The organism is Algoriphagus resistens, from assembly GCF_001442615.1.
In the GTDB taxonomy this organism is placed as follows: domain Bacteria; phylum Bacteroidota; class Bacteroidia; order Cytophagales; family Cyclobacteriaceae; genus Algoriphagus; species Algoriphagus resistens.
Genome location: NZ_LMXN01000001.1, coordinates 241,490 through 255,604 on the forward strand (window position 1 = coordinate 241,490; position 14,115 = coordinate 255,604).

General features: G+C 42.3%; 10 protein-coding genes. 5 read left to right on the forward strand and 5 right to left on the reverse strand.

Annotated elements, in window-relative coordinates; all coding sequences use genetic code 11:
• Positions 1–24: 24 nt before the first annotated feature.
• A complete protein-coding gene (locus tag AS141_RS00875) occupies positions 25–999 on the reverse strand; it encodes a GSCFA domain-containing protein (protein WP_057935728.1) in 975 nt (324 codons plus the stop codon).
• 448 nt (positions 1,000–1,447) lie between these two features.
• On the opposite strand from AS141_RS00875, the gene AS141_RS00880 reads away from it, so the two are divergent.
• Complete coding sequence (locus tag AS141_RS00880) at positions 1,448–1,957, forward strand: RNA polymerase sigma factor (RefSeq protein WP_057935729.1); 510 nt, start codon at positions 1,448–1,450, stop codon at positions 1,955–1,957.
• A complete protein-coding gene (locus tag AS141_RS00885; protein WP_057935730.1) occupies positions 1,944–2,540 on the forward strand; it encodes a hypothetical protein in 597 nt (198 codons plus the stop codon). The genes AS141_RS00880 and AS141_RS00885 overlap by 14 nt, the downstream gene beginning before the upstream one ends.
• A 38-nt stretch (positions 2,541–2,578) precedes the next feature.
• Here the strand turns inward: AS141_RS00885 and AS141_RS00890 are convergent, their stop codons facing one another.
• Positions 2,579–3,328 carry a DUF1835 domain-containing protein gene (locus tag AS141_RS00890; RefSeq protein WP_057935731.1) on the reverse strand — a complete coding sequence of 250 codons (750 nt, stop codon included), beginning with the start codon at positions 3,326–3,328 and terminating at the stop codon, positions 2,579–2,581.
• Between the two features lies 1 nt (position 3,329).
• Positions 3,330–3,746 carry a DUF1801 domain-containing protein gene (locus AS141_RS00895; RefSeq protein WP_057935732.1) on the reverse strand — a complete coding sequence of 139 codons (417 nt, stop codon included), beginning with the start codon at positions 3,744–3,746 and terminating at the stop codon, positions 3,330–3,332.
• Positions 3,747–3,942: 196 nt separating this feature from the next.
• Here AS141_RS00895 and AS141_RS00900 point away from each other — a divergent pair, with 196 nt between their 5' ends.
• The 3 genes from AS141_RS00900 to AS141_RS00910 all read left to right on the forward strand — a co-directional run bounded on the left by AS141_RS00900 (position 3,943) and on the right by AS141_RS00910 (position 11,487).
• On the forward strand, positions 3,943–6,378 hold the full coding sequence (locus tag AS141_RS00900) for a S9 family peptidase (RefSeq protein WP_057935733.1): 2,436 nt from the start codon (positions 3,943–3,945) through the stop codon (positions 6,376–6,378).
• Between the two features lie 446 nt (positions 6,379–6,824).
• A complete protein-coding gene (locus AS141_RS00905) occupies positions 6,825–9,983 on the forward strand; it encodes a SusC/RagA family TonB-linked outer membrane protein (RefSeq protein WP_057935734.1) in 3,159 nt (1,052 codons plus the stop codon).
• A gap of 10 nt (positions 9,984–9,993) precedes the next feature.
• The gene (locus AS141_RS00910) at positions 9,994–11,487 is read left to right on the forward strand and encodes a RagB/SusD family nutrient uptake outer membrane protein (RefSeq protein WP_057935735.1); all 1,494 of its coding nucleotides are present in this window, start codon (positions 9,994–9,996) and stop codon (positions 11,485–11,487) included.
• 65 nt (positions 11,488–11,552) lie between these two features.
• Here AS141_RS00910 and gloA2 read toward each other — a convergent pair whose 3' ends face one another.
• Together gloA2 and AS141_RS00920 are read right to left on the reverse strand one after the other, a co-directional pair.
• Entirely contained in the window at positions 11,553–11,942 is a 390-nt protein-coding gene (gloA2, locus tag AS141_RS00915) for an SMU1112c/YaeR family gloxylase I-like metalloprotein (protein WP_057935736.1), read from the reverse strand.
• Between the two features lie 11 nt (positions 11,943–11,953).
• Positions 11,954–14,056 (reverse strand): S9 family peptidase, encoded by a 2,103-nt coding sequence (locus AS141_RS00920; protein ID WP_232424789.1) that lies wholly within the window; start codon positions 14,054–14,056, stop codon positions 11,954–11,956.
• Positions 14,057–14,115 lie beyond the last annotated feature (59 nt).

The following is a 14,115-nucleotide window of genomic DNA, read 5'->3' on the forward strand; positions in this document are numbered from 1 at the left end:
TGGAATAGTTTAAAATTGCAAAACCTACGCGTTTAACTGATTTTGAATTTGAGTGATCTCCCTGGAAAAATCAAATTCCTCATTCAATCGTTCCAGCTTTTGAAGAAGATTCTGTAGAAATTTTCGATGTCCTTCACTGGTTGGATTGAGGGGGCGATGTGCCAAATCCTGGTTGATTTTATTGATTTCTACAATTTTAGCTTTGCTTTCCCTGCTGAAATACGCATCGCTCCATTTTCTCCAGATGTAATTTTCTGCCGCTTCGGTTGGATGTATCAAATCTTCCTTATAAAAGCGATAGTCACGTAATTCATCTATAAGTATTTCATAAGCAGGGAAATATGTTATATTACTTAATCTCTTTTCTAATTCATAACAGAGCACACGCAAAAGACTTTTACTCAATTGATTTTCTGGGATACCATCTTTAATATGGCGGACCGGACTGACAGTCATAATGATTTTCAGGCCGGGATAAACGCTAGAGATATTTTCAAAAACATGGCTGAGGTGAGAGACCATTTCTTCAAGAGGGACCAATTTTTTCTCAAAAAGTTTTTGTGGGAGTTTGTGGCAATTTGCCACTCGTCCAAATTCCTTGGTTTTGTAGATCCAGGATGTTCCTAGGGTTAAGATAAGGTGGGTTCCTTTTTCCAGATAATCTTTTATCGCAGCAAGCTTAGTTTGATATTTTTGAATCAGTTCATCCCGGGAGGAAGCAAAAAGATCGGAATGCGCACCGAGATAGAAATATACTCCATCCCTTTCTAAAATCCCCTGATCATCCAGCATGTCCTGAAACATTGCATGATGCAACAGATCACCCAGTATCATCGGGTGAAAGACAGTTCCGAAAGGATTTACCAGGCAGTCAAACTTTGCATCAATCATTTTCTGTCCTATAGTCTGGGCAAAGCAGGATCCCAAACTTAGGATTTTACTTTGATGCGAAATCGGGGATTGTGATTCAGGAATTGTGAATTCTGTAGACCATTGCATAACACGAAATTAAGGATTTGTGATGGATTGTTGTAACCGAAATGGACACAGAGGTTTTCGACGAGCTACCCAATAGTGCCTATCCCGAAATAGTCTAGACTGGTTCTAGTGCAGGTTATTCCTGATCGCAAAGGAATACACCTGGGAAGATTAGTTACACCATATTTCACCCACAGATCCACTGGCTGTTCCGTTTCAGGTTTTACTTACATGGTCCACCAAAAAAACTATACGATATTCTTAGGGGCCCCGCACCTCCTATGTTGATAATGGCGTTACCGCAAGACCCTAAGATGATCCACATATTCGCGGGGTTTAATCTTTGATTTTCTAACGCCTAAGTAGCATCACTATCAATTCATCTGTCAGGATTTTGCTACTTTATAAAATTTCCCGCAATTCTGTGATTTTTCCCAACCGAGGTAGACTAATAGAGAAAAGAAACCAGATGAGTATTGAGGAAGAGTTCATCAGCCTTATCCATGAAAATCAAGGGTTGATCTACAAGATCGCGACGGTTTATGCTAAGGAGAAAACCGAACAAGATGATTTGTATCAAGAAATTGTCTATCAGACATGGAAGTCCTTTGATCATTTCAAGAAAGCTTCCAAGCCCAGTACCTGGCTCTACAGAGTTGGGATGAACACCGCTATTACTCATTTGAATAGGTCAAAAAGGCAATTGTCTACGCTTCCGTTCGACAAGGTGACTATTCAGTTTTCTGAGTCAACTGATTCAGAGAAAGAGGAGAAAATCCAACTGCTCTATGCGCAGATCAGAAAATTGAATTTACTGGACCGTGGAATAATTTTTCTTTTTTTGGAAGAAAAGACTTACGAGGAAATTGCTGAGATATCAGGGATCTCTGTGAGCAACGTGGGGACGAGAATGTCCAGGATCAGACAAAAACTAAAATCAAAGATGAACCCTAAACCAACTACTGATGGAACTCGATGAAATGAAATCACTTTGGGCTGACCTGAGTCTGCAAGTGGAAAAACAGGATAAAATCCAAAAGGAACTACTTATGGAAATCACCAGGCAAAAATTCAGAACCAGGTTAAACGGTATCAGGATTCCGGAACTATTGAGTTCTCTGGTATGTGTAGGCTATGCCGTGTATTTGCTGTCTCATTTTTCCGATTTTGAACTTTGGTACAATCAGATCTTTGCACTGACAACTATTTTTATGATGATAGCTCTTCCAGTGGCAAGTCTGGCAGCAATTAAAGGAATGCGGAACCTGCCGATAGGCTCAGAAACCCCGGCAGCAATTTTGGATAAGTTCACTAAGAGCAAAATCCGATTTTGGAATGTCCAACGGTATGGGGTGATCTCGGGGGGAATAGTAATGGTTACGATTTTCCCTCCTTTAGCCGAGTTGAGTGGATCATCACATGAGAAGATTCTAAACCCTGTGTTTTGGATGGTTTACATCCCTACAGGGCTGGTTTTTATGTACTTTTTTAGTAGATGGGTCCTGAAAAAGTACAAAGGAGTGGTAGATTCATCAGAGAAAATGATCCGGGAAATAGAATAAGGGAATTAAAAAGGAGCTGCCTAACAGCTCCTTTTTAATTATTTCCTGAGTTCTTCCCTTTTCAATTCTTCCCAAAGTCGCTTGACCTGCAAATCCCCGTAGCCATAAATGGCGTGCTTGATATGAAATGCCCGAAAGATTTTCCCAAAGTCATCAGTTCCGAGTTCAGCAGCAATTTCTTTCAAAGCAGCTTTTGGCTTGCCGGGATAATCTCCATGGGGAATTGATTCTTTCCAGGCTACTACTGCCGGATATAGAAATGGAAGTTCAGGCATGGTTTGATGCGAGAGGGTCAACGCTTCAGAGATATCCGGTGCCTGATAGAGTTTCCACATGTCAGCTAAAATATGTCTTTCATTTGCTGTCAGTAATTTAGCATCTCTATATGCCTGTTCCAACTGCAGCTCATTCATCCCGCCAAAACCCTCAATCAGATCCGTGACGGGGGTTACCAGGTAAACAGAGCCTTTGTGCGGTTTGAGCAGATGCATGACAAACCATAAATTCACCTGGCAGAACAGGTCATACTCAAACCAGAGATAGATCTTGGTGTCAGAAGAGACAGTCATGATTTTTTCAAATTGGGAAACCACTTTCGTAAAATAGTTCTCCTCAGATGCTTCAGGGTAATTTTTTGAAAGAAACTTATCCCGAACTACCCAGAGCTCTTCTGTGGAATGAGCTTTTACAGGTCCATCAACCAGGCATTCACGTGTAATAGCGATTTGGCCTGGGATGCTGGCCGGAAATGAGGATGCCAGCGAATCGCCATTCAGAACATGTAGCATACTATTGGTTTTTAGTTCGTACTAAATTAATGGAAGTACGGATCATTTCCCTAAAAACCTCCTCATTTACATCAGACATTTTATTTATATAAATGCACCCTTTGGCTTTTTTATGTTTTCCGAGCTTATTCAAAAAGGGCTCCAGCTTCTTGTTTTCCAGCATGATGTAGATTGATAAAGATTGCTTTCTGGGGGAAAAACCTACGGGAAACCATTCCATTTCTTTACCGGATGCATAAGTATAAGACATTTTACCAAAACCAACTATGCTCGGTCCCCACAAGACAGGTTCTTCACCTGTCTCTTCCTTGAATAATTGCAGAAGCTTCAATCCATCCGCCTTTCGCTGGGGGTTCTCAACAGATTGGAGATAGTCTTCTACCGAAAGGTCGGTTGCTTTGGTTTTCAGTTCAGACATAGCATACCAATTTATTGAATAAAGGATGAAAATCAGCTAAACAAACTGATCATTTGTGATTAGTTGGATAATATCGGTTAAAATTTCCAGTACATCTGTTAAAATTGTGATTCAAACTGTTTTTTAGCCTTTTGTCTCAATCTAAATGTGACTATAGATTGTTTGTGGTATTTTTCACTAACCAAAATATAAACACATGAAATTAAGAGCTACTACAATCTTTGCTTTCGCTGCTTTCCTCGGATTTATCTGGACGGAAGTATCAGCGCAGAGTACCTATCAAACGCCCCCACAATCAATTGCTGACCTGGCGAATGCGCCGAGTACGCCTTCTGTGAGGTTTTCCAAAAACGGTGACTGGATGCTGTTGATGGAAAGATCAGACAATCCAAGTATTGAAGTGCTTTCTCAGCCTGAATTGAAAATAGCAGGAATGCGAATTAATCCGGCGACCTCTGGCCCGAGTAGGCAAATAGGAATAGAAAACATCAAAATCAAAAACACCGAATCAGGTGAGGATATCCAGATTACCGGTTTGCCTGCCCAGCCAAATATGGGTGATTTTAGATTTTCCCATGACGAAAAATATATGGTTTTCACCCAGACAGAGGCTGATGGGATCAGTCTGTGGTTGGTTGATTTGATGACGAATTCCGCCAAAAAACTGACTGAAAAAATCATTAATGATGTTTACGGAAATTCTGTTCTATGGACTCCCGATAATAAACTGTTAGTAAAAGCGGTGAATCCCAACCGTGGAGCTACTCCTCAAAAGCCTTCTGCTCCTGCGGGTCCTATTATTCAGGAGACTACCGGAGATGCGGCACCTAGCAGGACGTATCAGGATTTGCTGGAGAACCCTTACGATGAAACGCTTTTCGCCTATTTCATGGATTCCCAGTTGACGGAAATTGATTTGAAAGGGGGCACAACGCCCATCGGTCCTTCGGGAATGATCAAATCCATGGATATATCACCTGACGGAAGTTATATTTTGGTTGAAGTAATCAAGAAGCCGTTTTCTTATCTGGTCCCGGCCAATAGATTTCCATATGATGTAGAGATCTGGTCCAAGGAAGGCAAAAAGGTTAAGACCCTGGCTGAGATTCCACTGGATGAAAACAGACCAACAGGGTTTGATGCTACTGTTACCGGCCCACGATATATCAGCTGGAGAGCAGATAAGCCAGCCGTGCTGTATTGGGTAGAAGCCCAGGATGGGGGAGATGCCCGGGTGGAAATGCAAGAGCGCGAGATAGTGTACACTTTGGCAGCTCCATTTGCAGGTGAAAAGCAAAAGCTTGCTACTTCAGCATACAGATTTGCAGGTATTGATTGGTCAGATGATTCGTTTGCAATTATGAGTGAACGTTGGTCTGGAACGAGAAAAGATATGCGTTCCATTATTAATCCATCTGATCCTTCCCAGGCCAAACAGGTCATTATAGAGCGTTCTTTTGATGATTTGTATAATGATCCGGGAGATCCAGTGATGGTAGAAAATGACTTTGGGAGGAATGTATTGCTAAGAAAAGGTGAGTTGGTCTATATGACAAGTCCGGGTGGTTCTCCTCAAGGAGATATGCCGTACCTGTCTACATTTAATACAAAGACAAAGGAAGAGGACATACTTTGGAGATCACAGGCGCCATATTATGAGCGGGTAGCCAAAGTGTTGAATGACGATGCTACTGAGTTTATAACAATTAAAGAAAGTACTGACATACAGCCGAACTATTGGCTGGTTAATACTAAAAGAAGGATAGCACCCCGCCAACTCACCAACTTCGATAATCCTTATGAATCAATCAAAGGGATCCAAAAGCAGTTGGTAACTTATGAAAGAAAGGATGGGTTGAATCTTTCAGCAGTTATTTATACCCCAGAGGGCTTTGAAGTTGGCAAAGATGCGCCACTGCCGGTTTTGATGTGGGCTTACCCTAGAGAATACAAATCCAAAGAGGTAGCAGCACAGGTAAGAGGTTCGCAATATGCCTTCACCCGGGTGGGTTATGGTTCACCGCTTTTCTGGGTGACAAGGGGGTATGCTATTATGGATAGAACTGAAATGCCAATAGTGGGAGAAGGTGATAAAGAACCAAACGATTACTTTATTGACCAGCTTGTAGCAAATGCAGAGGCTGCGATTGACAAAATAGTGGATTTAGGCATCGGTGACCGTAGTAGGATTGCCGTTGGGGGACACTCTTACGGAGCTTTTATGACGGCCAATCTGCTTTCACATACGGATCTGTTTGCAGCGGGAATCGCGCGAAGTGGAGCTTATAATAGAACCCTTACTCCTTTTGGTTTCCAGTACGAGCAAAGAACTTATTGGGAAGCGCCAGAAGTTTACTTCAATATGTCCCCATTCTCATTTGCGCATAAAGTGGAGACCCCAATTCTTCTGATCCATGGACAGGCAGATAATAATTCCGGTACATTTCCAATTCAGTCTGAACGGTACTATAATGCCCTGAAAGGACATGGTGCTACTGCGAGATTGGTGTTTTTACCTAACGAAAGCCATGGATATTCTGCTAAGGAATCCATCAATCATATGCTTTGGGAAATGGATACTTGGCTTGAAAAATATGTAAAGGATAAAAATGAGCTGGAAACGGCAAAATAAAAATAGACATACTTAGATAAAAAGACCTTCTGCAAGCATAGAACGCTAAGCAGGAGGTTTTGCGCCTTATAAAAAACGCCTTACAAATTTCTTCATAAAAAGAATAGGTTTTGAGATGATTTTATTTTTGGCGTTTTTTTTAAGGTAAATAGTTGGAAATTTATAATAGATGTTAATTTTACGTTAGTTAAACCCAGGTATAAAGCAGAAAAAGTGTCCGATTTTGGAAAAATGGTTTATTTTATTTTTTAGCCAATCCGAAATCAAACACTCCAAATTGAAAGATTATGAGAAAGATTTTCGGTAGTAAGCATTTATTTTTTATTGATCGGAAATTTCTGTTTTCCCAGACTCGTCCATAAAAAAAAACTTAGTCTATCATCCCTTATTAAAAAAAAATGCAGCTACAAGGCGTAGCTGTACTTATGAACAATTAATTAAAACTCATGAAAAAAGCGTTACTCAGTATGCTCTTTGGATTACTGGTTTCCAGCTCGGTGTTTGCGCAGCAGCGTACTATCTCCGGGAGGGTGATTTCAGAAGAGGAGCCGGAAGGACTCATCGGAGTCAACATTTTAGTGAAAGGTACCACTACAGGTGTCATCACTGATTTGGATGGTAATTACACTATTCAAGTTCCAGACGATGCAACTGCGTTGGTTTTTAGCTACATCGGTTATTTAAGCAAAGAAGAAACCATAGGGAATAGGTCTGAAATCAATGTGACCCTTACCCCTGACTCGCAGAATCTCGACGAAGTGGTGATCACCGCTTATGGAGGAACCATGGATAAGGGTAACTTCACCGGGTCTGCTGTCTCGTTAAAGGGAGACAAAATAGCCGATAGGCCTATAAACAATGTGGTGAATGCAATCGAGGGACAAGCCCCAGGGGTGATTACTACCTCAGCATCTGGACAGCCAGGTTCTACGCCATCAGTCAGAATACGTGGTGTGGGTTCAGTAAATTCTTCTTCATCACCGCTTTATGTGGTGGACGGAGTGGCATATGATGGTAACCTGTCCAATCTCAACCCATCCGATATTGAGGATATGACTATCCTGAAGGATGCCTCTTCTACGGCATTGTACGGATCCCGTGCCGCCAACGGAGTGATTATGATCACTACTAAGTCAGGCAAAAAAAACAAGCCTACTTTCAATTTGAAAATCCAGCAAGGCTATTCGGGGAGAGCTCTACCTGAGTATGATCGGGTGAATGCTGCAGAATATTACCCTGTTGTTTGGGAGTCTTTGAAAAACAGCAGACTTGGTTCAGGACACACTGCTGAAGCTGCCGCACAGTATGCTTCTACAAATTTGATTGATAATGTATTAAAGTACAATATTTACGATGTGCCAAATGACCAGGTGGTAGGTTTGGACGGTACCTTGAATCCAAATGCAGTAAACAACTTTGAAGGGTTGGATTGGTATGATTTCCTACAAAGAACGGGTGATCGAAAAGAATATAACCTGACCTATTCGGGGGGGTCGGATAAGACAGATTTCTATACTTCGTTTAACTACCTAAACGAGCAGGGATTTGTAATCAAGTCTGATATTGAAAGATTTACGGGGCGTGTCAATGTGAATACCCAGGCCACGAACTGGTTGAAGACGGGTTTAAACCTTTCTGCTACAATGAGTGAAGGAAATAATGCGAGAACTTCTGGAAGTACCAGTTACGTCAACCCGTTTTTCTTTGCCAGAAATATTGGTCCTATTTACCCTGTTTACGCACAGAACATGCAAACGGGTGGATATATTCTAGACGATAACGGTGAGAAAATCTACGATACAGGAAACCTGTCAGAGCTTGGACTTCCAAGTAGAGGCTCAGATGCATCTGCAGGCCGGCATGCTGTACAGGAAACGCTTCTGAATGTCGATTCATTTGATAGGGATGTGATCTCCGCCAGAGGGTATGTAGAAGCAACTTTCCTGAAGAACTTTACCTTCAGAAGCAATATTGCCACGGATATGACATCCTTATTGAACATTGGGTATGACAACCAAATAGTAGGCGACGGAGCCCCGGCCGGTAGAACAAATAGAGAGAATATTAGAACAAACTCCCTGACATTTAACCAGCTTTTGTCTTATTCAAAAGTATTCCGTGACAAGCACTTTGTTGAAGCGCTGGTCGGTCACGAGAATTATGACCTACAAATTAACAGACAATACCTGGGCAAGCAGGATCAGATTCTTGCCGGAAATATAGAGCCGGATAACTTTGTGACTACCACTTCCGGAACAGGAAGAGTGGATGTGGACAGGATCGAGTCCTATTTCAGTAGAGTAAACTATGTCTACGATGATAGGTATTCCTTATCGGCTTCTTTTAGAAGAGACGGTTCATCCAGGTTCTTCAGTGATGTCCGATGGGGTAATTTCTTTTCTATAGGTGGTGCATGGAGCATCGATCAAGAGAGCTTCTTTAATTCAAGTGCCATACAGCTGATGAAATTGAGAGCTTCTTATGGTCAAGTTGGAAACAACAAGCTTGAATTTTCCAACGGTGATGCCAACTACTATCCTTGGCAAGAACTTTATGATTTAGGCTACAATAATGCCACTGAGCCTGGTGTTTTACAGGCATCCCTTGCTGCTAATGAATTATTGTGGGAATCTAACAATACGTTTGACGTAGGATTGGATTTTGCATTCGCAAATAGATTCCAAGGTACTCTTGAATATTACTACAGAGAGTCAAAAAACCTGCTTTTCGAAGTTCCTTTGTCATTGACAACAGGTCTTGAAAGTAGATTCCAGAACATCGGGACTATGAGCAATACAGGTATTGAATTCAGTATCTCCGGTGATGTAGTAAGATCCAATGATTTCACATGGAATGTGGGTCTGAACATATCTTCCTTTACAAATGAATTCAAGAAATTACCTTTCGAAGAACAGATCGAAGATACCAAGAAATACGAAGTGGGAAGCTCCCTCTATGACTTTTGGTTAAGAGATTGGTATGGGGTAGATCCTGAAACTGGTGATGGTCTATTCAGGGCAGAGGAATATAGTGAGGATGATGATGATATTAGGATTATCGGAACTGACACCCTTACTGTCGATCAGGGAAATGCAAGGTTCCACTATGCGGGAAGTTCAATTCCTGATTTCTTTGGGGGGTTGTCGAACACCTTTACTTATAAAGGATTTAGCTTGGGTGTTTTGATGAGTTTTTCAGTTGGAGGGGATATTTATGATGGAATCTACCGTGGCTTGATGGATGCTGCCACAGAAGGTGGTGCACTACATAACGATATACTTAACAGATGGCAAAATCCTGGTGACATCACAGATGTTCCAAAGATGGATGTTACTGATGCTGCGAATACTAATGTGATATCTGACCGCTGGCTGACTTCTGCATCTTACCTTAATTTGCGCTCAGTGAATCTTGCCTATACTCTTCCAAAGCCGTTTTTGGAAAGAATAAAAGTAAAAGGTGCCACGGTTTATTTAGCAGGTGAAAACTTGGGCTGGGCATCTGCAAGAAAAGGCATGTATGTGTCGGGTACTTTTAGTGGTACTACATCCAACACCTATACTCCGGCAAGATCTTTCACTTTGGGAGTTAATCTAACACTCTAATTAGAAGACAATGAAAAATATTATTAATAAAATAGTTGTATTGGTTTCACTTTTTGTTGGGACCAGTTGCGCAGATGATTATTTGGACACCGCACCTACCGATGCAGTGCCTAAAGAAGATGTTTTTACTACCACTACCAGTGCCATGGCAGCATTGAACGGTATTCATAGAATGCTCCATATCCGTTTTGACAGTCAGGGCCAGGCTGCTGAAAGTGGGGTGATGATCATGCGGGAAGTATTGGGTGAGGATGTGGTGTTTACTACTACCGGTAATGGCTGGTATGTTTCAACCGCTAGATGGCTGAACCATGTCAATGAAAACTCTGGAGATGTCCGTTTTGTCTGGAGGTATTACTATAGAGTGATCGGTAACGCCAATAATATTATTGAAAATATTGATGCTGCTGAAGGCCCCCAAGAGGAAAAAGATGAAATCAAAGGACAAGCATTGGCTTATAGGGCCTGGGCCCATTTCAATTTGGTTCAGATGTTTGCCGAGCGATACGATGCAGCAGGTGGAAATGATCAACTAGGTGTTCCGATTGTAACTGAGCCTATTACCGAAGGAGGACCGCGTAATACGGTAGAAGAAGTCTATACACGGATTAACACGGATATTGATGCTGCTATTGGATTATTGACTGAAGGAAGAAATGAAACTTCTCATATCAATAGCAATGTGGCTAAAGGTATCAAGGCAAGAATCGCGTTGACCCAGGGCAACTATGAAGTGGCTGCCGCTATGGCGAAAGAGGCACGCAACGGATTTGTGCTGATGTCGGATAGCCAACTCTATCAAGGCTTCAATTCTGTGGACAATCCAGAGTGGATGTGGGGTAGCCGTCAGGTAGATGACCAAGGAACTTTCTTTGCTTCCTTCTTTGCTTACATGTCTCTGAACTTCAGTTCTACCAATATCCGGGGAAATCCTAAAGCTATCAATAGCAAGCTTTATGAAATGATTTCTGATTCCGATTATAGAAAAGGTCTTTGGGATCCAAATGCATCGGACCCGGAATTGAGAGATCCTTTTATTGATGAGATGACGCTGTCTAGTTTCAGTAAATATGATTACATGAACCGCAAGTTCCTTGCCCAAGGAAATGCATCATCTGTAGGGGATGTGCCTTATATGAGAGCTGCGGAAATGTATCTGATTGAGGCAGAAGCATTGGCCAGAGGTGGAAATGACGCAGAGGCGGCGCAGGTTCTTTTTAGCCTGGTGTCGAAAAGAGATCCGGAATATAAATTGTCTACCAAAACTGGTGAAGCGTTGGCTGAAGAAGTCATGATTCAGAGAAGAATTGAATTATGGGGAGAAGGGTTTAGATTCTACGATTTAAAGCGTCTTAATCTGCCGTTGGATAGAACTGGAACTAATCAGGTGGAATCTGTCATCAATGGCAAATTTACGGAGCCTGCCGGAAGTAATAACTGGCAGTGGAGAATTCCAATAGATGAAATGAATACCAATGATCATATGGTTCAGAACCCTTCTTAAGCGGATTTTGATCGTAAAAATTAAGCCCGGGGATTTTTTCCCGGGCTTTTTTGCATCTATTTGAGCTAAACTTCATAGAACTCAATAGGCAAGCCATCGGGATCTGCAATAAATGTAAAGCGTCTGCCGGTGAATTCATCAATCCGGATTGGTTCAGAAGATACCTTATTGCTAGCGAGCTCCTTAATACAGGCTTCCAGATCAGCCACAGCAAAAGCCAGATGTCTGAGGCCTGCAGCCTCTGGTCTTGAAACTCTCTGGGGAGGAGAGGGGAACGAGAATAACTCTATAACGTATTGACCATTTAAACTCAGGTCAAGTTTGTACGAGTCTCTTTCCTTACGGTATACTTCCCTTATCGGCGCAAGGCCAAGGATATCGGTATAGAATTTTTTTGACCGCCCGTAGTCTTTGCAGATGATAGCGATGTGATGGATGCCCTCGAGCTGAAGCATATGAATAGGCTTTAATCAAGTAGGTGTTTTTTCAGGAAATCAGCGGTAGCCTGATTCACTCGGATCATATTTGACCACTTCATCCAATGGTGCGTATCGCCGGGAATTAGAATAGATTGATAGGATTTGCCCAGCTCTTCAAACCTTCTGATTAAATCAGCCGTCTGGCTTACAGCAACATTACGGTCATCATCGGCATGGATAAAAAGGACAGGAGAAGACCAGGTATTTAGATCTGCCATTGGTGAAGATTCCCAAGCAATCTTCTTGGCGCTGTCCAGATCTGAGGCGACTTCATACGTTTCGGGAAGTTCATACCGGCCATCCAAATCATGGACTCCATGAATATCAACCCCGACTTTGAACAAACCGGAATCTCTGGCCAAAGCCAAAGCTGTCAAATAACCTCCGTAGCTACCGCCATAAATCCCGATTTTATCTCCATCTACCTGCGGCATAGAAGCGAGAAATTCACCTGCGGATTTTATATCCTGATACTCTACAGCACCTTGATAATAACCATTGGCAGGACGGTGGAATTCATATCCGTAACCAATTCCCAGTCTATAATTCACAGATAAAACCACAAATCCAAGTTCTGCCAAATACTGGTTCAAGGCATAGGTATTGGAGTAGTAATCCATATAGCTCCAGCCCAACAGCATTTGGCGCTGCGGACCACCATGGGCGAAGACCACACCTGGCTTTTTGGCTGGTCCAGCTTCTTTTTCAAATAGCTGACCATATACCAGGGTGCCATCCGGGGCAGTGAACTTCACTTGTTTTGGCACAACCAGAGAGGCTTGCGGGAAGTCGTCCGGTATGATCGATTCTTGAAGAAGCTTGATCTTAGCTCCGTCTTTAACCGCAATTAAATGAGGACGCTTGGATGATGCACTGAAATAGGCCATTTTTCCTTCATTTCCGATCCACACCGGATAAGCTTCGATTCCTTGTCCTGAGGTTTCCCAGGTTAATTTTGAACTGGGAATATCGATTGACCCGATATGTCTTCGATCGAGGTCTTCTGGATCAGAACCTGCATTGACTGAGAAGATAAGTTTTGTACGATCAGGATTGATTTTGATTTGTTCCACCATGTAGTCTCCCGGGGTAAGTAAAGTAGTTTTGCCGGTAGCTACTTCCAGCGTATACAGATGCTGCCACCCATCTTCATAGGATTGGAAAACCAGATTCCCGTCTGCTGAAAATGAGAAAAACGGATAAGGATAAGAACCTCGCAACGTCTGCGGAGCCTTCCATAGTTTTTCCGCATTCCCTGTCTCCACATCTGCAATCCAGATTTCCCAGGGAATATGTCTAGGTTTTAAAAGATCAAATGCGGCTCCTTTTCCACCTTGAAGTCTGATGAAAGCCAGCTTCTTTCCGTCCGGCGACCATTGAGGAAGTACATCGCGGTGGAAGGAAGGAGATACCCACTGAATGGGAGTCTGGTTATCCTGATAGATTCCTGTCAAGGAATGCGATCCTCTATTGGATACAAAGGCTAGCTTTGTCCCGTCTGGAGAATACTGCGCATAGTTTACGTTTCCTTTTGCTTCGAAAAGCTGAGTCGGCTCAGATGAAGATTCCAAATCCGCCACCCAGATTTGTCCTCCTTTGAGGTAGCCTACCTTATGGGGAAATCCGGTGAAAGGATCATCAGCTTCAGCGATAGTTTCCACCTTACCATCTGCAAGGTTGATTTTCCAGATTTCCACTTTTGGAAGTTTCGGAAGATTTTGGGCATTTACAGTGGAGGAAGAATTGCCGCCACCATGATCACCCCCACGTACAAAAATCAACCAATTTCCATCTGGAGTAAATTGAAGACTGCTGATTTCCTGTCCATCGTCTTCGTTGAATCCGGTTAGTTTTTTGGGTTCAAAATCCGGTCCTTCAGAAAAATACACATTTCGTTTTCCTTGCTCATTCATCGCCCAGGCTATTTTCTCACCTGCAGGAGAAGAGATCAATTCAGAGGGAAAACTGAATTTTCCGACCTGCTCCATGGTAAAGGATTGTGCGTGTATATTATGGGGTAGGAAGTAGCTAGTGAAAAGTAGGAGGTAAACCGAAAGTTTGGCAAAAAAAAGCATATTAGTTTTAATCATAGTTTGATAGTTAAGTAATTGGTGGCTTATGTTTTTTAGCTCGCTGATATTCCAATTCT